The 19,451-nt window shown below is 71.6% G+C and carries 15 protein-coding genes; 3 read left to right on the plus strand and 12 right to left on the minus strand.

The genetic code is table 11. The features are described 5' to 3' along the window. Nucleotides 1-20: 20 nt before the first annotated feature. Entirely contained in the window at nucleotides 21-1,829 is a 1,809-nt protein-coding gene (locus ACWC21_RS36575) for a SpoIIE family protein phosphatase (RefSeq protein WP_450888437.1), read from the minus strand. A 291-nt stretch (nucleotides 1,830-2,120) separates the two neighbouring features. On the opposite strand from ACWC21_RS36575, the gene ACWC21_RS36580 reads away from it, so the two are divergent. From ACWC21_RS36580 to ACWC21_RS36590, 3 genes are all read left to right on the plus strand, one after another. After that, nucleotides 2,121-6,293, plus strand: a complete 4,173-nt coding sequence (locus ACWC21_RS36580; protein WP_450888490.1) for a HAMP domain-containing protein — start codon at nucleotides 2,121-2,123, stop codon at nucleotides 6,291-6,293. Then, the gene (locus ACWC21_RS36585) at nucleotides 6,290-6,877 is read left to right on the plus strand and encodes a response regulator (RefSeq protein WP_450888439.1); all 588 of its coding nucleotides are present in this window, start codon (nucleotides 6,290-6,292) and stop codon (nucleotides 6,875-6,877) included. The genes ACWC21_RS36580 and ACWC21_RS36585 overlap by 4 nt, the downstream gene beginning before the upstream one ends. Nucleotides 6,878-7,112: 235 nt before the next feature. Further along, nucleotides 7,113-7,811: a phosphatase PAP2 family protein gene (locus ACWC21_RS36590; protein WP_450888441.1), complete on the plus strand. Its 699-nt coding sequence runs from the start codon at nucleotides 7,113-7,115 to the stop codon at nucleotides 7,809-7,811. Between the two features lie 12 nt (nucleotides 7,812-7,823). Here the strand turns inward: ACWC21_RS36590 and ACWC21_RS36595 are convergent, their stop codons facing one another. From ACWC21_RS36595 to ACWC21_RS36645, 11 genes are read right to left on the minus strand one after another with little or no spacing between them, the layout of a single operon-like run. Beyond that, entirely contained in the window at nucleotides 7,824-9,158 is a 1,335-nt protein-coding gene (locus tag ACWC21_RS36595) for a glutamate-1-semialdehyde 2,1-aminomutase (protein ID WP_450888443.1), read from the minus strand. Between the two features lie 15 nt (nucleotides 9,159-9,173). Continuing rightward, entirely contained in the window at nucleotides 9,174-9,719 is a 546-nt protein-coding gene (gene rfbC, locus ACWC21_RS36600; RefSeq protein WP_450888445.1) for a dTDP-4-dehydrorhamnose 3,5-epimerase, read from the minus strand. Further along, nucleotides 9,716-10,948: a polysaccharide pyruvyl transferase family protein gene (locus ACWC21_RS36605; protein WP_450888447.1), complete on the minus strand. Its 1,233-nt coding sequence runs from the start codon at nucleotides 10,946-10,948 to the stop codon at nucleotides 9,716-9,718. The genes rfbC and ACWC21_RS36605 overlap by 4 nt, the downstream gene beginning before the upstream one ends. Beyond that, complete coding sequence (locus ACWC21_RS36610) at nucleotides 10,945-11,892, minus strand: glycosyltransferase family 2 protein (RefSeq protein ID WP_450888449.1); 948 nt, start codon at nucleotides 11,890-11,892, stop codon at nucleotides 10,945-10,947. Before ACWC21_RS36610 ends, ACWC21_RS36605 begins: the two co-directional genes overlap by 4 nt. A gap of 7 nt (nucleotides 11,893-11,899) precedes the next feature. Next, the gene (locus ACWC21_RS36615) at nucleotides 11,900-13,231 is read right to left on the minus strand and encodes a hypothetical protein (protein WP_450888451.1); all 1,332 of its coding nucleotides are present in this window, start codon (nucleotides 13,229-13,231) and stop codon (nucleotides 11,900-11,902) included. Next, complete coding sequence (locus ACWC21_RS36620) at nucleotides 13,228-14,481, minus strand: DUF4910 domain-containing protein (RefSeq protein ID WP_450888492.1); 1,254 nt, start codon at nucleotides 14,479-14,481, stop codon at nucleotides 13,228-13,230. Before ACWC21_RS36620 ends, ACWC21_RS36615 begins: the two co-directional genes overlap by 4 nt. Before the next feature lie 32 nt (nucleotides 14,482-14,513). Continuing rightward, nucleotides 14,514-15,539: an NAD-dependent epimerase/dehydratase family protein gene (locus ACWC21_RS36625; RefSeq protein ID WP_450888453.1), complete on the minus strand. Its 1,026-nt coding sequence runs from the start codon at nucleotides 15,537-15,539 to the stop codon at nucleotides 14,514-14,516. Between the two features lie 3 nt (nucleotides 15,540-15,542). After that, nucleotides 15,543-16,190 (minus strand): PIG-L deacetylase family protein, encoded by a 648-nt coding sequence (locus ACWC21_RS36630; protein WP_450888455.1) that lies wholly within the window; start codon nucleotides 16,188-16,190, stop codon nucleotides 15,543-15,545. Further along, entirely contained in the window at nucleotides 16,187-16,981 is a 795-nt protein-coding gene (locus ACWC21_RS36635) for a glucose-1-phosphate cytidylyltransferase (protein ID WP_450888457.1), read from the minus strand. Before ACWC21_RS36635 ends, ACWC21_RS36630 begins: the two co-directional genes overlap by 4 nt. Beyond that, on the minus strand, nucleotides 16,978-18,213 hold the full coding sequence (locus ACWC21_RS36640) for a class I SAM-dependent methyltransferase (protein ID WP_450888458.1): 1,236 nt from the start codon (nucleotides 18,211-18,213) through the stop codon (nucleotides 16,978-16,980). Before ACWC21_RS36640 ends, ACWC21_RS36635 begins: the two co-directional genes overlap by 4 nt. Next, on the minus strand, nucleotides 18,210-19,451 hold the full coding sequence (locus tag ACWC21_RS36645; RefSeq protein WP_450888493.1) for a glycosyltransferase family 4 protein: 1,242 nt from the start codon (nucleotides 19,449-19,451) through the stop codon (nucleotides 18,210-18,212). Before ACWC21_RS36645 ends, ACWC21_RS36640 begins: the two co-directional genes overlap by 4 nt.

The following is a 19,451-nucleotide window of genomic DNA, read 5'->3' on the forward strand; positions in this document are numbered from 1 at the left end:
GGCCCGCCGGGGTGGCCGCGTCAACCGGTGCGGCCGCCCGGGAGGGTCGCAGCCGCCGTTCCCGCACTCCGCAGGACCGGCACCGCCTCCAGCACCAGTACGGCCAGGTCGTCCTCGAGCGGCTCGGTGCCGAAGTCGTGAACGGCTCGCCGGACGCATTCCGCCACGGCCTTCGCGCCGAGTCCCACGCATCGCGCCAGCACCTTCGCCAGGCCGTCGTCGTCGTCCAACTGCCTTGAGCCTCTACGGCGTTCGGTCACACCGTCGGTGACACACAGCAGCGTCTCCCCGGGCGCCAGGGTGAAGGAGTTGGCGCGGAACTCCGCATGCTGCTCGATGCCGAGGAGCATCTGCGGGTCCGCGGCGGGCGTCACCGAACCGTCCGTCGCCAGCCGCAACGGAGGCGGGTGCCCGGCGCTGGCCACCGTGCACCGTGCGCCGCCGGCAACCGGGTCGGGCTCCAGCTCCCCGTACAGCAGGCTCAGGAAGCGGGAGCCGTCCCGCTCGCCGCGGAGCGTCATGGCCTCGGCGGCCTCCTCCGCCAGAGCGAGGTTCAGCCGGGTGAGGAGGGACTCCACGCCGTGTCCCTCACGTGCCAGCAGCCTGACGAGATGCCGGGCCAGGCCGGTGACGGACATCGCCTCCACGTCATGGCCGCACACGTCGCCGAGCAGGAAGCACCACCGGCGGTCCGCTGTCGGGAACAGGTCGTAGAAGTCGCCGCCCACGGTCTGGCCCTCGCCCCAGGGCTCGTAGACGATCGCCGTGTCGACGCCCGGAATGGCGGCGAGGGAGGTGGGCAGCTGGCTGCGCTGGAGTGTCCGGCTGATGCTCACCTGCCGTGCGTAGTGCCGGGCGGTGACCACTGACTGGGCCATGCGCCGGGCCACGTTCTCCGCGAGCCGTACGACGGCGTCCGTCAGCGGGGACAGTCCCGCCTGGCCGATCAGCAGCGTGCCGTGACACCGGCCGCCCGCGACCAGCGAGAACGCCAGCGCCGAGCCGCCCGCGTTCTCGGCGCCCGCGGACCGGGGCCAGGGCCATGGGACACCGGCCGTGCCCAGCCCGGCGGCGGGACGGTCCTTCTGCAGTGCCAGGCGGAGGGTCCGGATGCGCCGCTCGTCCATGTGCCAGACATGGGAGAGCCGCATCTCGGCGTTGTCGGTGGTCAGCCATACACCGCACCAGTCGGCGAGCCTGGGGACCAGGAGCTGTCCGGCGAGTGCGGCGACCATGTCCTCGTCCAACTGCCCGGCGAAGAGCTCTCCGGCCTCGGTGAGGAACGACTGCCCTTCGCGCTCGGCCCACTGGGCGCTGCGGCCCGGACGGTCGCGCGGCGACGGGACGGCCCTGGCGAGGGAGACCGCGACGCCCTGCTCCGCGGTCGCGGACGGGGCCGCCACCGCGCACTCCAGACGGAACCACGTGACCTTCCCGGTGCGCCGGTAGGTGATGCCCCAGGACTCCGCCAGTGCGCGCAGCAGCTGTCTGCCGGGGCCGCGTACGTGGCTGTGTTCACCCTGCTCGCCACCGGGGGCCCCGTAGGCCCCGGGCTCCAGCACCTCGACCACGGCCCCCACCCACTCGGCCTGCGCGCAATCCGCCGCGGAGTCGGGACCGGTGTCGATGCTGCAGGCCACCTCGACCTCGAACCCGCCGTGTGTCACAGCACCGGTGACCAGCTCGCTGACGAGGAGCACGGCGTCGTCGATCGACCTTTCACTGATCGTCGGGACCCCGGGGAAACGGGCCGTGGCCCTCTCGGTGAGCGCGGCCCGCAGGAATCTTCGTGCCGCTGAGGCCGCGAGCTCGTCGGCGGGCACGCGCATGCGCGACGTGGCTCCACACGGTTCAAGGGACGGCCCCATCGGCGACCCCCGCCCAGCTCGCTTCCGACGAATACGGGACGAATGTAGCCTAAATGGGAAGGAATCATACGTTTATCCCGGAAAAGTGTTGCTATGGATTCTGCCAACCAGCCTGATTCCGCTGCTCCTGAGACCGGCTCGGCCCGGGAACAGGAGCCCGCTGCAACCAGTCCCGGGGTCGTGGACCGGCCCGCCCTCTCAGGGAGCGGCGAGTGGGTGTGCGTGACCGAGTTGCGTCCGCTGCTCGCGGCCATGAGCTCCCTTTGTGACGGGGACTTCACCGTACGCATGGGAAGCCTGCCCGAAGGGGTCCTCGCCGAGATGGCGGCCGTGTTCAACCGGGTCGTCACCCGGAACGCGCACCTGGCTTCGGAGCTCGAGCGGGTGCGCCGGGAGGTGGTCCGGCAGGGGCGGCTGGACGAGCGGGTCACCGCGAGTCCCGGGCCGGGAGGGTGGACGACGAGCGTGGACGCGGCCAACACGCTGCTGGAAGCGCTGGCCGTCCCGATCGTGAACGCCACGCGCGTACTGGACGCCGTGGCGGACGGTGATCTGACGCAGCACACCGACCTGCACGACGGCGGACGCCCGCTCCGGGGCGATCTACGGCGCTTGGGGAGCGGGGTGAACCGCATGGTGGAGCGTCTGTCGCTGTTCACCGGCGAGCTGACCCGCGTCGCCCGGGAGGTCGGTACCGAAGGCCGTCTCGGCGGCCGAGCCACGGTGGACGGGCTGGCCGGCGACTGGCAGCACGTGACCGAGGCCGTCAACACGATGGCGTCCCGGCTCACCGCTCAGGTGCGCGACATCGCGGTGGTGACCACGGCGGTCGCGCGCGGCGACCTGACCCGGCAGGTCACGGTGGAGGCGACCGGTGAGCTGCTGGAGCTGAAGCTCACCGTGAACACGATGGTCGACCAGTTGCGCGCGTTCGCCGACGAGGTCACCCGGGTCGCGCGCGAGGTGGGCACGGAGGGGCAGCTGGGCGGGCGGGCACAGGTACCGGGCGTATCGGGGGTGTGGAAGGACCTCACCGACAACGTCAACCTCATGGCGTCGAACCTGACCGCCCAGGTGCGCAACATCGCCCAGGTCACCACGGCGGTCGCCAACGGAGATCTGAGTCAGAAGATCACGGTGGACGCCCGGGGCGAGATCCTGCAGCTCAAGAGCACCGTGAACACGATGGTCGACCAGCTGTCGGCGTTCGCGGGGGAGGTCACCCGCGTCGCCCGTGAAGTCGGTACCGAGGGGCGGCTGGGTGGCCGGGCGCAGGTCCGCGGGGTGTCCGGGGTGTGGAAGGACCTCACGGAGAACGTCAACTTCATGGCGGACAACCTGACCTCGCAGGTCCGCAACATCGCCCAGGTCGCCACGGCGGTCGCCCAGGGCGACCTCGGCAAGACGATCACGGTGGAGGCGAAGGGCGAGATCCTGGAGCTGAAGTCGACGATCAACACGATGGTCGACCAGCTGCTGGCGTTCGCCGACGAGGTCACCCGGGTCGCGCGTGAGGTCGGCACCGAGGGCAACCTGGGGGGACAGGCGCAGGTCCGCGGGGTCTCGGGGGTGTGGAAGGAGCTGACGGACAACGTCAACTTCATGGCGTCGAACCTGACCTCGCAGGTCCGCAACATCGCCCAGGTGACCACCTCGGTCGCCAACGGCGACCTCTCGAAGAAGATCACGGTCGATGCGCGCGGCGAGATCCTGCAGCTGAAGGAGACCGTGAACACCATGGTCCAGCAACTGCGCGCGTTCGCCGACGAGGTCACCCGGGTCGCGCGGGAGGTCGGCACGGAGGGATCGCTGGGCGGCCGGGCGCAGGTCCGCGGGGTGTCCGGGGTGTGGAAGGACCTCACGGACAATGTCAACGGCATGGCGGACAACCTGACCTCGCAGGTCCGCAACATCGCCCAGGTCGCCACGGCGGTCGCCCAGGGCGACCTGTCGAAGAAGATCGACGTGGACGCGCGCGGTGAGATCCTGGAGCTCAAGACCACCATCAACACCATGGTCGACACGCTCTCCTCGTTCTCGTCCGAGGTCACCCGCGTCGCCCGTGAGGTCGGCAGTGAGGGGCAGCTGGGCGGTCAGGCCCGTGTGGAGGGCGTCTACGGAACGTGGAAGCGGCTGACCACCAACGTCAACGAGCTGGCCCTGAACCTCACCACCCAGGTCCGGGCGATCGCGGAGGTGGCCGACGCGGTCACCCAGGGCGACATGTCCCGTGCCATCACGGTCGAGGCCAAGGGCGAGGTCGCCGAACTGCAGAACAACATCAACCTCATGGTCTCCAACCTGCGTGAGACGACCCGCGCCAAGGACTGGCTGGAGTCCAACCTCACCCGCATGGCCGCGCTCATGCAGGGCCACCGTGACCTGGTGGAGGTCGCCGACCTGATCCTGCGCGAGCTGACCCCGCTGGTGAACGCACAGTTCGGGGCGTTCTTCCTGGCCGAGACGGGAGCGCTGCCGGGCGAGGGGCTGCAGTTCATCGCCGGATACGCCACCGACCAGGCCGGCCGGGGCAGTCCGCTCCCCGGCACCGGGACCCCGGGCCGCGGGCTGATCGCACAGGCCGCGCAGGAGAAGAAGCGCATCCTCGTCACGGACGCCCCGCCCGACTACATCACCATCAACTCCGGGCTCGGCACGGCCCGTCCGGCCAGCATCGTCATCCTGCCCATCCTCTTCGAGGACCAGGTTCTCGGGGTGATCGAACTGGCCTCGCTCAGCAAGTTCAGCGAGGTGCACCTGGCGTTCATCGACCAGTTCGTCAACACGATCGGCGTCTCGATCAACACGATCATCGCCAACTCGCGTACGGAGTCGCTGCTGTCGGAGTCCCAGCGGCTCACCTCCGAGCTGCGCGAGCGGTCGGACGAACTCCAGCGCTCCAACGCCGAGCTGGAGGAGAAGGCCGCCCTGCTCGCGACCGCCTCGCAGTACAAGTCGGAGTTCCTCGCGAACATGTCGCACGAGCTGCGCACGCCGCTGAACTCGCTGCTGATCCTGTCCCGGTTGCTCGCCGACAACCCCGACGGGCACCTGACCGAACAGGAGGTGCAGTTCGCGACCACCATCCACCGGTCGGGTTCGGACCTGCTCCAGCTGATCAGCGACATCCTCGACCTGTCGAAGATCGAGGCGGGGCGGATGGACGTGCGTCCCAGGATGCTCCCGCTGATCAAGCTGCTCGACTACGTCCACGCGACCTTCCGGCCACTCACCATCGACCGCGGTCTGGGCTTCGAGATCGCGGTCGACAAGGACGTACCGGCCGACCTCTACTCCGACGAGCAGCGGCTCCAGCAGGTGCTGCGCAACCTGCTGTCCAACGCGGTGAAGTTCACCCCCAGCGGCACCGTGGAGCTGCGCGTCAACCGGGTGCCGGGCAAGGGGTTCGCCGAGGAGACACTGAAGAACGCGGAAGCCGTCGTCGCGTTCTCCGTGACGGACACGGGGATCGGTATCGCCCCCGAGAAGCTTCCGATGGTGTTCGACGCGTTCCAGCAGTCCGAGGGCACCACCAACCGCAAGTACGGCGGCACCGGCCTCGGCCTGTCCATCAGCCGGGAGATCGCCGGGATGCTCGGCGGCAAGATCGTCGCCGAGAGCGAGCCGGGTGTGGGCTCCCGCTTCACCCTCTACATTCCCTCCCGCCACCCCGGCGCCGGCGCGGCGCAGGGTCCGGCGGACCAGCGCACCGTCGGCGCCGCGTCCCCGCTTCCCGTGGCGGCCCGGTCGCCGGCGGCGGACGTCGCCGTGGAAGCGTCACCCGAGCAGGTGCTCGACAGCGCTACGAGCCGCAGCGCCGAGGTCCTGGCTCCGGGCGGCCTCGCGGACGACGCCACGGCCAGGGGAGGCGCCGGGACCGCCGAGGGCCGTGAGGAAACGTGGCCGGAGACGACGCGGCTCAAGGAATGGCTCAGCGGACGGGCGGGCCGCGCCCTGTCAGGCCGTTGCCTCCTCATCGTCGACGACGACATCCGCAACGTCTTCGCCCTCACGCACGCCCTGGGGCGTGTCGGCATCACCGTGCGGTACGCGGAGAACGGCAGGGAGGGCCTGGAGGTCCTGGAGCGGGACCCCGACGTCTCCCTGGTCCTGATGGACATCATGATGCCTGAGATGGATGGGTACGAGACCATTCGCATCATCCGGGACACGCCTCGTCTCGCCCACCTGCCGATCATCGCGCTCACCGCCAAGGCGATGCCCGGGGACCGCGAGAAGGCGATCGACAGCGGCGCCGACGGCTACGTGCCCAAGCCGGTGAACGTCGACCGCCTGTTGTCGGCCATCTGCGATCTGCTCGACCCGCGGAGCGACTCCCCGGCGCCGGTGCACGACCGCGGCGCCGCCGGCGAACCGCCGACCGCGCACGACAGTGCCGACGAACCGTCCGAGGACGCGTCATGAGCCCCCACCCGGTCGACACGTGCAGCATCCTCCTCGTCGACGACATGGAGGAGAACCTCATCGCGTTCGAGGCCGTACTCAGCCCGCTGCACCAGCATCTGGTGCGCGCGCGTTCGGGGGAGCAGGCACTGAAGGCGATGCTGCGCCAGGAGTTCGCCGTCGTGCTCCTGGACGTCCGGATGCCCGGCATGGACGGCTTCGAGACCGCCGCCAACATCAAGCGCCTCGACCAGACCAAGCACGTGCCCATCATTCTGGTGACCGGCACGGAGAGCGGCTCGGACTACGCCTACCGGGGATACGCGATCGGAGCCGCCGACTTCATCGCCAAGCCCATCGACCCGTGGGTGCTGCGCACCAAGGTCAACGTGTTCCTCGATCTGCACCGCAAGAACCGCCAGCTGGCGACACACGCGGTGACGCGGGACGCGGACCGGCTCACGGACATCACCGAGCGGCTCGACCGGATCGAGCTGCTGCTGCGCAACAGGGCGGAACCCGACATGAGCGGGCTCGCCGAACGCATCGCGGAGGTGGAGCGTGCCGTCGAGGCCCTCCTGCCGGACGGCACCGGGACCGCGTAGAAGTTCCCGGGGTGCCGACGCCGACGCGGCGGTGCGATGCCGGGCAGGCGGACTGTCCGGCCGCGGCTTCCCGCGACCGCGTTGTTGGTTAGGGTGGCGAGCAGGGACTGATTACGGGGGTGTGTCGCATTTCGGGGATGGTCTGCGACGGTGGACGGCGGGCGGTGTACTCGCTCATCGCCCCGGGCGGTGACGGCCGCGACGATGCCGCGGGCCGGCCGGACGCGGTGGGCGTGTGACCGGCCGGTCGGCGCCCGCGCTGCTGCCCTCGTCGCTTCGCGTGCGGCTCGGGCTGGTCGCGGTCCTCGCCGGGTCGGTGGTCGTCGCGCTCGGGGTCCGGTACGCCGGCCACGGCGAGCCCGGCAGGGTGGACAGGTGGATCGTCCGGCCGACGGCGGACAGTGTGCGACCGCCGTGGCGGTACGTCGCCCTGGTCCTGGACTTCCTGGGCGAGCCCGCCGGATCGACGATGCTGGTCGCCGCCATCGTGGTGTGCTGTCTGCTGCTCCGGCGTCCCCGCGCGGCGGCGCTCTTCGTCGCCGGCGGCGCCGTGGCCGTGGGGACCGTGACGCTGCTCAAACATGTTGTGGGTCGCACCATCCACGGCCCCGCCAACCTGTCCTATCCGAGTGGGCACACCGCCTTCTTCACCACGCTCGCCCTCGTCCTGGCGCTGCTCGCGACGGGCCGGCTCGGCCTCGGCGGGACGGCCGGCATCTCGCTCGTGCTCGCCGCGTCGCTGGTCGGCGGCGCCACCATGGGATGGGCGGAGGTGGCCCTGGGCGCCCACTACCCGACCGACGCCCTCGGCGGCTGGTGCACCGCGCTGGCGGTGACTCCGGCGACAGCATGGCTGGTCGACCGGCTGGCCGACCGGATGGCCGACCGTCCGGTCGAGGGGATGGCGGAGGCCGGCCGGCGAGAGCGCCGCTGACGTCACATCACGTCACGCCAGGCGGCGGAACACGGGTTTGACCGGCCGTCCGGCCAGCCAGGGGGTGGGGTCCGCGGCGTCCAGTGCCTTCCGGTACACCGCACATGCCTGGGCCACCACCTCGACGGTGTGCTCGATGTCCGCGTCGTCGAGCGCGCTGCTCACCACGAAGGACGGGGCCAGCACCCCGCCCTCGAGGAGCCGGCGCAGGAACAGGGTGCGGTACCGCTGCGACGGCTGACCGTTCTCGTCGAGGGTGGCGAAGACCAGATTGCTGGCCCGGCCCCGGACGACGACGTGGTCGCCGACGCCCATGGTGGCCGCGGCCTCGCGGACACCGGCGGCCAACCGCTCGCCGAGGGCGTGCAGTCGGGCGGTGACGCCCTCTTCGACGTAGGTGGTGAGCACGGCCATCGCGGCGGCCAGGGAGTGCGTCTCGGCACCGTGCGTGGTGGACAGCAGGAACACCCGGTCGCCGGAGTGACGCAGCCCGCCCCGCTCCATCAGCTCGCGGCGCCCGGCCAGCGCGGAGACGGCACATCCGTTGCCCAGCGCCTTGCCGAACGTGGAGAGGTCGGGGACCACGCCGTACAGGCCCTGGGCTCCCGCCTCGGACCAGCGGAACCCGGTGATCATCTCGTCGAAGACCAGGACGCAGCCGTGCCGGTCGGCCAGCTCACGCAGGCCGGCGAGGTACCCGGGCGGCGGCTCGGTGTGGGTGGCGGGTTCCAGGATCAGACAGGCGACCTCGTCCCGGTACCGGCCGAGCAGCTCCTCCGTGGCGGCCAGGTCCCCGTAGGGGAACGCCACGGTGAGCTCGTTGGTCGCCGCCGGAACACCGGCGGACATCGGCGTGGTGCCGATGAACCAGTCGTCGACGGAGAAGAACGGATGGTCGGCGCAGATGGCCACCCGCGGGCGCCCGGTCGCGGCGCGGGCGAGGCGCACCGCGCCGGTGGTGGCGTCGGAGCCGTTCTTCGCGAACTTCACCATCTCGGCGGTCGGCACCGTGGCGAGGAAGCGTTCCGCGGCCTCGACCTCCACGATGGACGGCCGGACGAAGTTGCTGCCGCGGTCGAGTTCCCGCCGCACCGCCTCGACCACGCGTGGGTGGGCGTGGCCGAGGCTGACCGACCGCAGGCCGGAGCCGTACTCGACGTAGCGGTTGCCGTCGATGTCCCACACGTGGGCGCCGCGGCCGTGGCTGATGACCGGGGCCAGGCCTTCGGGGTACTGGTCGTCACCCTTGGCGTAGGTGTGCGCGCCCCCGGGGATCAGGGAGTGCAGCCGCTCGTTCGCCGTCCGGGACCGGGGGAGGAGGAGTTCTGCGGTGTCTACGGTGTCCACACCGACCTCGACTTTCTATGCGTGCTTCAGGACCTCGGCGAGGCTCGGCGCCTTGCGATCCCGCTGGGACATCGATGTGACCGGCAGCGGCCAGGGAATGGCCAGCTCCGGGTCGTCGAAGGCGATCGTCACGTCCTCGGCCGGATCGTGCGGTCGGTCGATCCGGTACGAGACGTCGGCCGGTTCGGTCAGCGCCTGGAAGCCGTGCGCGCACCCCGCCGGGATGTACAGGGTCACCTGCGTCTCGTCGGACAGTTCGAAGAAGGCCCGGCCCAGGTATGTCGGCGAGTCCGGCCGCAGATCCACGACGACGTCGAAGATCCTCCCGTACGAGCAGCGCACCAGCTTGGCCTCGCCGGCGCCGGAGCGCAGATGGAGGCCGCGCAGCACGCCCCGGACCGAGCGGGACAGGCTGTCCTGGACGAAGGCGTCCGGATCGAGGCCCACCGAGCGGACCACGTCGGCGTCGAAGGTGCGGCAGAAGAAGCCGCGTTCGTCGGCGTACGGCGTCGGCTCGAACAGGTACGCGCCGGCGATCTCGGGGACTTCGGTCGCTTTCATGGAGCCTTCCGCGGGGCGTGGGCGTGGGTGTTCGCCGGGAACAGGGTCGTGGTCAAGGCGGTGAACTGCCGGGTGAGTTGCAGGGCCGCGACCCGGTTTCGCTCCGCGAGGGTCTGCCGTAGCTCCGCCGCGTGCTTCTCCAGGTCCCGGAACTGCTCGAGCAGCCGGTCGGCGTCGACCTCGCGTGCCGGGTGGCAGTACGCGCCGAGGCCCATCCGGTCCATGAGCGCGTCGCTCTTCGCCGCGTAGCAGAGGGCGAGCACGGGCGTTCCGGTCTTCAGCGCGCAGATCAGGTTGTGGTAGCGGACGGCCACCACGGTGTCGGCGGCCGCCATCTCGTTCATCAGGTCGGCGAGTGAAGCCGGTTCGGCCGCGGTCACCAGCGGTGAGCCGACGGCGTCGAGGATCGCGGCGACCACCGGCAGATCGCACTGGTCGCCGGTGAGGAGCCGGACCGGTCTGCCCTCCTCGACGAGCGCGCGGACGAACGTGATCGTCCCGTCGAGGTAGCGCCGGTGAATCTCCTCGGCCCGGGCGCGGTCGTCGTTGCCGCCGTGGAAGTCCATGACGCCCAGGCAGACGGGGCCCGGTGTGCCGGTGGGCGCGCTCGCCCGTGGTGCCGGCAGGGAGAACGCAAGGTCGGGGTAGACCTCGTCGCGCGCGGTGTCCACACCCATCGCGCGCATCGCGTCGCGCGACTGGGCGTCGCGGTACGACCGGTACGCGGCGAGCCGTGCCGACCAGCGCACCAGGGCCCGGGTCGGGCGGCTCTTGATCTCGGCGGCGCCGACGCTGACCAGCGCGACCCGGGTGCCCAGCAGCCGTCCGCTCGCGCAGAGCAGGAACAGCGAGTACGGGAAGCCCCAGGGCCGCAGCGGCAGGGTGGCCTCCAGGACGCCCATGCCCGGCACGATGACCACGTCGTGCCGGCGCACCCAGGCGGCGGTGCGGAAGACGTCGACGAGTTTGCCGAGTCCCTTCGACGCGATCGCGCCCGCCCGTGACGCGGTCCGGTACTCCGCACGGTTCCAGTGCAGCCGCGTCGCGGGGATGCCGAACCTGGCGGTCACCGCCTCGGGGCCGCCGCACAGCGCGTCCACGACCGCGTCCGGGTGCTCGGCGCGAAGGTATCCGAGCACGGCCTCGAGCGACCCGTCGTTGCCGAGGTTGCCGGAACCGAGCAGACCGAACACGCCGACGCGCACCGGCGCCCTGTCCGCTGCCGTCATGCCTGCCTCCCCTCACGTCCGGCGACGAGGGCGTCGACGGACACGGTGAGCATCGCCGGGTCCACGGGGGCGCGGTCCTCGACCCGCTCACCGGCGCCCGGCCGGACCCGGCTGGTCATCCACGCGGCCAGGTGGCGGTAGCAGGCGCGCCGGTCGGCCGGGGACAACGGCGCCCGCCGGATCGCCGAGACGAAGCCCCAGACGTACTCGGCGAGCAGCCGCGGCGTCGGGTGCAGCAGGCCCGCCCGGCGCGGGTCCAGGTTGACGCACCGGGCGCGCTTGGACGGGTTCGCCCGCTCGGCGCGGGTGGGGTGGTCGCGGCGGAAGTAGAGGAGTTCCGGCACCTGGTGGAAGCGCCCGTGCAGGGCGATCTCGGCGACGAAGGTGCGGTCCGCGTGGTGGTAGCTGTCCATCGGCTTCACCCGGCGCAGCGCGTCGGCCCGGATCACTCCGTAGAAGTCGTCACCGCCGGGCTCGAACAGCAGGCTGCGGAAGCGCTCGGGCGCATGCGGTGAGCCGGTGTCGAGCGTGTACTCGTACGGGACCTTCACCTGGCCGTCGCCGTCGATGACCGCCTGGTCGGCGTGCGCGAGGATCACGTCCGGCCGCTCGTCCAGCGCCTCGACGCAAGCCCGCAGCAGGTCCCGGGCGTAGAGGTCGTCGTGCGAGGCCCACTTGAACAGCTCGCCCCGGCACTGGGTGAACACGTAGTTGTGGTTCGGGGTGGCTCCGACGTTCCGGGGCAGCCTGATGTACCGGACACGCGCGTCCTGCGCGGCGTACTTGCGGCAGATGTCCTCGGTCCCGTCGGTCGAGGCGTTGTCGGAGACGACCAGCTCGAAGTCCTCGTAGGTCTGGCCGAGCAGGGCGTCGAGCGACTCGGCCAGGTACTCCTCGCCGTTGTACACGGGCAGTCCGATGCTCAGCCTGGGTCGGTCGGTCATGGGGTCCTCACTTCGGGAACGGGGTTCGGGGGCCCGGGGGTCGCCCCTCGGAGGATGCGGCCCGGCGGCGTTCGCGCAGGGCGGACCGCAGTTGCAGCCACCACGCGGCCGAGCCGCTGACGGTCGCGGCGGCGGCGCCCCAGGCCGAGCCGACCGTGCCGGCGACGGCCGCCCCGCCGAGCCCGCCGCCGACGTAGCAGGCGGAGGCGAACAGCTGGCAGCGCAGGCTGCGCCGGGCCACGCCGAGCGCGCGCAGCCCGGCCGCCGCGCCGGTGCCGAGGCCCGCGCCCGCCACGCCGAGGGTGATCGGGACGATGAGCCGCGCGGCGGAGTGCCAGACTCCGCCGAGCACGAGCCCGCCGAGCCGGTCCGGCATCAGCAGCAGCGTCCCGCCCCACAGCAGCGCGCCGGCGGCCTGCCCGCCGCCCAGCAGAAGGCAGAACGTGCCCAGGCGGTGCGGGGCCTGCCGCAGGACCCGTGCCGCCTCCGGGACGGTGACCAGGGACAGCCCCATGAGTACGGCGAGGAACGGCCCCATCAGGAGCTCGGCGCCCCGCACCGCGCCCACCGCGCCGACCCCGGCGAGCGCGCCGAGCCCGTACGCCCGCAGCTGGCTCGCGCCGCTGAGGCTGACGTTCTCGACGAGGTACCGGTAGCCGAGGTCGCGCTGTTCGCGAAGCCACCCGCGCGCCCCTGCCGTCCGGGGCCGGATTCCGGACTGCAGGCAGCCGTACGCGGCGGCGACCGCGGCGGACGCACCCCAGGCGAGCACGAAGGCGGCCACGGTGTCCACGCGGGCCGCCGCCACCATGGCCGGGACGAGCGCCACGCACCACACGACGTCGTTGACGAAGGCCTTCCGCCCGTTGCCCGCGGCGAAGAACGAGAACCGCCAGGCGTCCTGCAGCAACAGCCCCGGCAGCATGACGCCCAGGCAGACGAACGCGGGCCCCAGCCGGCCGCCGAGCGCCAGTCCGGCCCCCAGGGACACCGCACCTAGGGCGGCACCGACACCGAGTGCCGTGCCCGTCGACCGGGCCACCGCGCCGCGCCAGGACGCTTCCGGCACGCCGCTGAACCGCACCACGAGCGGGTCCGTGGACAGGCCGCGCGAGACGTTCAGCACCACGCCGTAGGTCACCCATGCCAGGCTGAACACGCCGAACGCGGTCACCCCGAGCGAGCGGGCCACGTAGATGCCCACGGCGAAGTTGCTGATGCTCGAGGCCGCCTGGTCGGCCAGTCCCCAGGACAGCCGGCCGACGAGGGCCCGCCGGGCGGATCCGGCCCGTGGCGCCACTGTCTGCGGATTCTCCCCCTCGACGGGCATCGACGTCATGTCTTGATCAGCCCTGCCTCGTGCAGGGCGCCGGCCGCGTCGGCGACGGTGTCGAACGGCAGCCCGGACCGCTCGGCCACGTCCAGCAGGCTGTGCTCGCCGTCGGAGAGGCTGAGCACCCAGAGCATGGCCATCTGGGCCTGCTTGGTGTCGCTGCGCCCGCCGAGCGCGTCGTACAACCCGCGCCGGCCCAGCTGCGGTTCGCCGTAGGGGCTGAGGTTGAGGTAGCGCCGGTTGCGGTCCAGGACGGCGAACGCCTCGCGGCAGACAGCGAGGGTGTCCGCCATCGCCTCGGGGGAGACGAGGTCCAGGTCGTCCGCCGAGGTGTGGTACTCGGGGTAGCCCGCGTACGGGGTCCGGGTGAGCGAGCCGACGCCGAGGTTGAACCCGGGTGAGCAGTACTGCCGTTCGTCGTAGCCGTACGGAGTGAACTCGGTGATGCGGTGCGGCCGTTCGGAGGCGGCCAGCACGTGCCGCAGCACCCGGTCGATCTCCGCGTCACCCCGCCTGCTCTGTTTGTACGTCAACGAGCCCGGGTCGCCGGCGCAGGCCAGCACGAGGCCGTGCTTGACCCGCTCGACCCGTTCCGCGTTGCGCGCCAGCCAGGTGATCGCCCCGATGGTGCCGGGCGCGAAGACGAACCGGTAGGTGTGGTACGGCGTTCGCTCGGCCAGCTCCCGGGCCAGGAACGTCGCCACCGCGACACCGGCCATGTTGTCGTTGGCCAGCGACGGATGGCAGACGTGGCAGGAGACGATCACCTCGTCCGCGACCTGACCCGGCACCACGTGCTCGGCGTAGGTCAGGTGGCCGTCGGCGAGCGTGGAGTCGATGCGCACCTCGTACTCGCCGTCCGGCAGCGCGTCCAGGGTCTCCTGGGCGAGACAGAACCCCCAGTCCGGCTTGTAGTAGCTGGTGCGGTACGGCACCCAGGACGGGTGGTCGGGCAGCGTGTGCAGGTGTGCGCGCAGTTCGGACAGGGGCATGGTCCGGGCCACCGGCACGCTGTACCCGAGCACGTGCAGGCTGGACGCGGCGAAGTCGACGACCCGGTTGCCGGCGGGGTCGGCGATGTAGGCGTCCCGGATGTTCCACTCCTGCGGCACCGTCCAGTCGAGCACCTGCGTCCCCGTCGGCACCTCGTGCACCCGCAGCGGTACGTACTGGCCGACGATGTCCAGGGTGGCGCGCACACCGTCGCCGGTGATGCTCCGGCAGAGCGGGTAGAGCCGCTCCACCAGGGCGTACATCTCCTCGCCGGCACCTTTGTCCACATGCGTGGTCACCGGCGCCACCGCAGGGTGTCGTCGACGGTGCCGGCCTCGGACGCCGAGCGCAGCACGGCGAGGCGGGTGAAGCGCTGCTCGAAGTCCTTGCGGGTCAGGCCGTGCGCACGGTAGGCGTCGGCGAGTTCGAGCGCGCCCTGCTTCACCGTCCACTCGCAGTCGAAGCCGGGGATCGCGGCGCGGAACCGGGAGAAGTCCACCCGGTAGGAGCGCGGGTCGGCACCCGTCTCCCCGGTGATCACCACCTCGGAGCCGGGTACCGCCTCGGCGACCTGCTCGGCGATCTCGGCGACCGTGACGTTGTTGGTCTCGCTGCCGATGTTGAACGCCCGGTCGTGCACCGCTTCCCGCGGCGCGGTCAGCGCGGCCGTGAAGGCCCGTGCGATGTCGGCGGCGTGCACCAGCGGCCGCCAGGGCGTGCCGTCGGACATCACCAGCACCTCGCCGGACAGCAGCGCGTGGCCCACCAGGTTGTTCAGCACGATGTCGGCACGCAGCCGGGGCGAGTAGCCGAAGGCCGTGGCGTTGCGCATGAACACCGGGGTGAAGTCGCCGTCGGCGAGCTCGTGCAGGTCGTCCTCCACCCGCACCTTGGACTCCGCGTACGGTGTTACCGGGCGCAGCGGGGCGTCCTCGCCCACCAGGTCCTCACCGCCGGAGGCGCCGTAGACCGAGCAGGTCGACGCGTACAGGAAGCGCCGCACTCCGGTGTCCCGGGCCAGCCGGGCCAGGTGCACGGACGCGTGGTGGTTGATGTCGTAGGTGAGTTCCGGCGCCAGCGAACCCAGCGGGTCGTTGGACAGCGCGGCCAGGTGGATCACGGCGTCCACCCCGGCCACGTGCTCGGCCGTGGCGTCGCGCAGGTCCACCCGGTGCCCCCGCGGGTCCGCGGGCGCCGGGCCCAGGACGCAGTCGGCGAACAGTCCGGCGTCGAGGCCGACGACCTCGTGCCCGGCGGCGGCGAGGACCGGGGCCATGACGGTTCCCAGGTATCCCTGGTGTCCGGTCAGCAGTACGCGCATGGTTCAACCCCCCAGGTTGAGCGTGAGTTTGGTGACGGCGAACGCCTCGGCGTAGCGCTCCTGGCATTCGATGCCGCGGATCCGCGCAAGACCGAGGAAGGCCTCCCGGTCGTACCAGGGGCGGTGCCGCTGCGAGGGGTAGTGCTCCTGCAGCAGCCGCACCTTCTCCTCGGCGGTCTCGGTGGACAGTGGCTGGTACGCCGTCATGCGGCCCAGGTCTCCGTCCCACTTGACGATCTCGTAGCCGAGCACGAGGTGGTCGCGGAAGGCCGTGGGTATCAGCTGTGCCAGGCCGCGGTGGTCCTGGTGGGCGTCATCGGTGCGCGGGGCCAGGATCAGATCCGGGTCGCTCTGCCCACGCAGTTCCTCGACGGCGGCCTTGGCCTCGTCCCAGTGCACGGGCATACGGCCGTCCGGCAGTTTGAGCACGGTCAGCCGCAGGTCGGCGCCCGGGCAGAAGGCGGCGAGCGCGGCCCGCTCCTCCTGCTCGCGTTCGGTGCCGCCGCCGGAGAGCACCAGCGCGTCGACCCGGAGGCCGGGCCGCGCGAGGCACAGGGCGAGCAGCGTACCGCCGGCTCCGATCGCGATGTCGTCGCAGTGGGCTCCCACGGCGACGATCGCGTCCGGGGACCCGGCCCCGAGCCGGATCACGCTCCCACCCCGGCGGTGTCGCGCTCCCACACGGCCCACGGACGGTCGCCACGGGCATAGGCGGCGTCGAGCGCGGCCCGCTCCTTCACGGTGTCGGTCGGCTTCCAGAATCCGCGGTGCTGGTGTGCCACCAGCCGCCCGCGCTTGGCCAGTTGGGCGCATCCGTCGGCGACCAGGTCCCCGTTCTCCGGGATGTGGTCGAAGACCTCCTGGCGGAGCACGAAGTAGCCGCCGTTCTCCCACAGCGGCAGCTCGCTCACCGCGGTGATGCCGCCCACCAGACCGTCCTCGCCCAGGTCCACGCAGTGGAACGACGACTGCGGCGGCACCACCATCATCGACGCACCGGCGTCGCGCCGGGCGAAGTTCTCGATCATCTCCGGCAGCGGGGCGTCGGTGAGCACGTCGGCGTAGTTGGCGAGGAACATCTCGTCGCCGTTCAGGTGGTGCCGCACCCGGCGCAGCCGCTCCCCGATCGGTGACTCGATGCCGGTCTGCGCGAACGTGATCGTCCAGTCGGCGATGTCGGTGGACAGCAGCTCGGTCCGCCCGCCCCGCAGCACGAAGTCGTTGGACGTCGTCTCCTCGTAGTTGAGGAAGAAGTCCTTGATGTGGTGCGCCCCGTACCCGAGGCACAGGATGAACTCCTTGTGTCCGAAGTGCGCGTAGTAGCGCATGACGTGCCAGATCAGCGGCCTGGGGCCGACCATCGCCATCGGTTTCGGCACGTCGTCCGCGGCACCGCTGCGCATCCGCATCCCGTAACCGCCGCAGAACAGTACGACCTTCATCGCGTGACCTCGACAATGCTCAGTTCCGGGATGGGGAAGACCAGCCGGCCGCCCCAGTCGTGCACGAAGGACAGCTGCTCGACGAGCTCCGCCCGCAGGTTCCAGGGGAGGACGAGCACGTAGTCCGGCCGGTCGGCGGCGATCTGCTCGGGCGGCAGGATCGGGATACGGGTGCCCGGGGTGAACCTGCCGTGCTTGTAGGGGTTGCGGTCGACCGTGTACGGCAGCAGGTCGGGCCTGATGCCGCAGTGGTTGAGCAGGGTGTTGCCCTTGCCCGGGGCGCCGTAGCCGACGACCGTCTCGCCGCGCTCGGCGGCCTCGATGAGGAACTTGAGCAGGTCCCGGCGCACCTTGGCCACCCGGGCGGAGAACTCGGTGTACCCCGACAGCTCCTGCAGTCCGGTGGCCTTCTCCCGGGCCAGCACGTCGGCCACCCGCTGTGCGGGCTCGCCGGCCACCTCGGCCGGCCGGGCCCACAGCCGGATGGAGCCGCCGTGCGTGGGCAGCAGCTCGACGTCCACGAGCGCGAGTCCGCCGCTCGCCAGGGCCCGGATCGCGGAGGCGACCGTGTAGTACTGGAAGTGCTCGTGGTAGATCGTGTCGTACTGGTTCTCCTCGATCAGGGTCAGCAGGTGCTGCACCTCGATGGAGACCCAGCCGTCGTCGGCGACCAGGGCGCGCAGCCCCCGGGTGAACCCGACGACGTCGGGGATGTGCGCGTACACGTTGTTGGCGACGACGAGGTCCGCCGGACCGTGCCCGTCGCGTACGGCCGCGCCGGTGTCCGGGCTCAGGAACTCGGTGAGCGTGGGCACCCCCGCGTCCCGCGCCGCGGCGCCGACGTTCACCGACGGCTCGATGCCGAGGCAGCGGATCCCGCGGTCCACCACATGCCGGAGCAGGTAACCGTCGTTGCTCGCGACCTCGACCACGAAGGCGTCGGTGCCCAGACCGAGGCGCTCCACGGCGTCGGAGACGAACGTACGCGCGTGCTCCACCCAGGACGTCGAGTAGGAGGAGAAGTACGCGTACTCCTTGAACGTCTCCTCCGGCGTGATCAGCGGCGGGATCTGCGCGAGCCAGCAGTCGGTGCAGACCCGCAGGTGCAGCGGGTACGCGGGCTCCGGCTGGTCCAGTTGGTCCGCGGCGAGGAAGCTCTCACATGGTGGCGTCGCCCCGAGGTCGACGACGCTCGCCATCGCCTCCGAGCCGCACAGTCGGCATCGTGTCATCTGATGTCCCCATCCCCCCTGCTCGCGCGGGTGTCCCCGCCGCGAGTCAGTGCTGACCGACCCGCGATCGCGGTGCGGTACTCCTCCACCAGGCGCTCCAGCCCGACAGCCGGGCTGAAACCCTGTTCGTAACGGAGCCGGGCCGCCCGGCCCATCTCCTGGCCGAGGGCCGGATCGGCCGCGATGCGGCGTATGCCGGACGCGACCGACGCGGAGTCGCCCGGCCGGTGCAGCAGCCCCGTCACGCCGTCGTCGACGAGTTCCACGAAGGCGCCGTGACCGGCCGCGACGACCGGGACCCCGGCCGCCATCGCCTCCACGACCACCAGCCCGAACGCCTCCAGCCACGTCGAGGGAGCCACCACGGCGACCGAACGGGCGATGGCCTTCCGGCACTCCGCCGCGTCCAGCAGGCCGACGTGGCGCACGTCGTCGCGGCCCGCCGCCCAGGCGGTCACCTCCGGCTCCAGTGGTCCCGTTCCGGCGATCACGAGCGGTACCCCCACGCCGCCGCCCGCCGCCACCTCGTCCCATGCGGCCATGAGCAGCCGTACGCCCTTGGCCTCCGCGAGCCGGCCCAGAAAGAGCAGATGCTCTCCGGCGCCCGTACGGCGCGCGTCCGGGTCGGGCACGAAGTTGTGCTTCACCGTGAGCCGTTCGGCCGGCATGCCGGCCCGCACCAGGACGTCGCGCTGCGCGGCGGAGATGCAGAAGAAGCGCTCCACGCCGGTCCACCACCGCCGCCGGTTGACCGACAGGCTGAGCGCGAGCGGCACCGTCGCGAGGCGGGAGTTCCGGTAGCAGCCGTGGCGGACGGCGGGCAGCGGTGCCGCCCCGACGCACTCGGCGCACGGCTTGCCGTCGCGTCGCAGGGTGCCGGGCGGGCAGACCTGGGTGTAGTTGTGGAGCGTGGCGACGGCGGGCACGCCGGCGTCGGCGCAGGCGGCGAGCACCGCGGGCGACAGCAGCGGGAAGACGTTGTGGACGTGGACGACGTCCGGCCGCACGGTGCGGAGCCGGGAGGCGAGTTCCGTGCGGACCGCTGGGTTCCACGGCACGAGGAGCGGCACCGCGACCTTGCCGGGCAGGGACCGGGCGGCGATGTCGTCGCTGCGCCGCTCGAACACCTCGACCCGGTGACCGGCCGACCGCAGCAGCTCCACCTCCTGGTCGACGACCTTGTTCTCGCCGCTCGGCTGCGCCGAGGCGTAGCGGTTGTGCACCACCAGGATGTGCAT

It is taken from the genome of Streptomyces sp. NPDC001348 (assembly GCF_053597535.1).

What these genes read in the sequence shown, in the direction of transcription:
- ACWC21_RS36585 (WP_450888439.1), top strand. Translation starts at nt 6,290, where the DNA reads ATGAGCCCCCACCCGGTCGACACGTGCAGCATCCTCCTCGTCGACGAC.
- ACWC21_RS36605 (WP_450888447.1), bottom strand. Translation starts at nt 10,948, where the DNA reads ATGACGGCAGCGGACAGGGCGCCGGTGCGCGTCGGCGTGTTCGGTCTG.
- ACWC21_RS36625 (WP_450888453.1), bottom strand. Translation starts at nt 15,539, where the DNA reads ATGCGCGTACTGCTGACCGGACACCAGGGATACCTGGGAACCGTCATG.
- ACWC21_RS36620 (WP_450888492.1), bottom strand. Translation starts at nt 14,481, where the DNA reads ATGTACGCCCTGGTGGAGCGGCTCTACCCGCTCTGCCGGAGCATCACC.
- ACWC21_RS36640 (WP_450888458.1), bottom strand. Translation starts at nt 18,213, where the DNA reads ATGACACGATGCCGACTGTGCGGCTCGGAGGCGATGGCGAGCGTCGTC.
- rfbC (WP_450888445.1), bottom strand. Translation starts at nt 9,719, where the DNA reads ATGAAAGCGACCGAAGTCCCCGAGATCGCCGGCGCGTACCTGTTCGAG.
- ACWC21_RS36645 (WP_450888493.1), bottom strand. Translation starts at nt 19,451, where the DNA reads ATGCACATCCTGGTGGTGCACAACCGCTACGCCTCGGCGCAGCCGAGC.
- ACWC21_RS36610 (WP_450888449.1), bottom strand. Translation starts at nt 11,892, where the DNA reads ATGACCGACCGACCCAGGCTGAGCATCGGACTGCCCGTGTACAACGGC.
- ACWC21_RS36615 (WP_450888451.1), bottom strand. Translation starts at nt 13,231, where the DNA reads ATGACGTCGATGCCCGTCGAGGGGGAGAATCCGCAGACAGTGGCGCCA.
- ACWC21_RS36635 (WP_450888457.1), bottom strand. Translation starts at nt 16,981, where the DNA reads ATGAAGGTCGTACTGTTCTGCGGCGGTTACGGGATGCGGATGCGCAGC.
- ACWC21_RS36575 (WP_450888437.1), bottom strand. Translation starts at nt 1,829, where the DNA reads ATGCGCGTGCCCGCCGACGAGCTCGCGGCCTCAGCGGCACGAAGATTC.
- ACWC21_RS36580 (WP_450888490.1), top strand. Translation starts at nt 2,121, where the DNA reads ATGAGCTCCCTTTGTGACGGGGACTTCACCGTACGCATGGGAAGCCTG.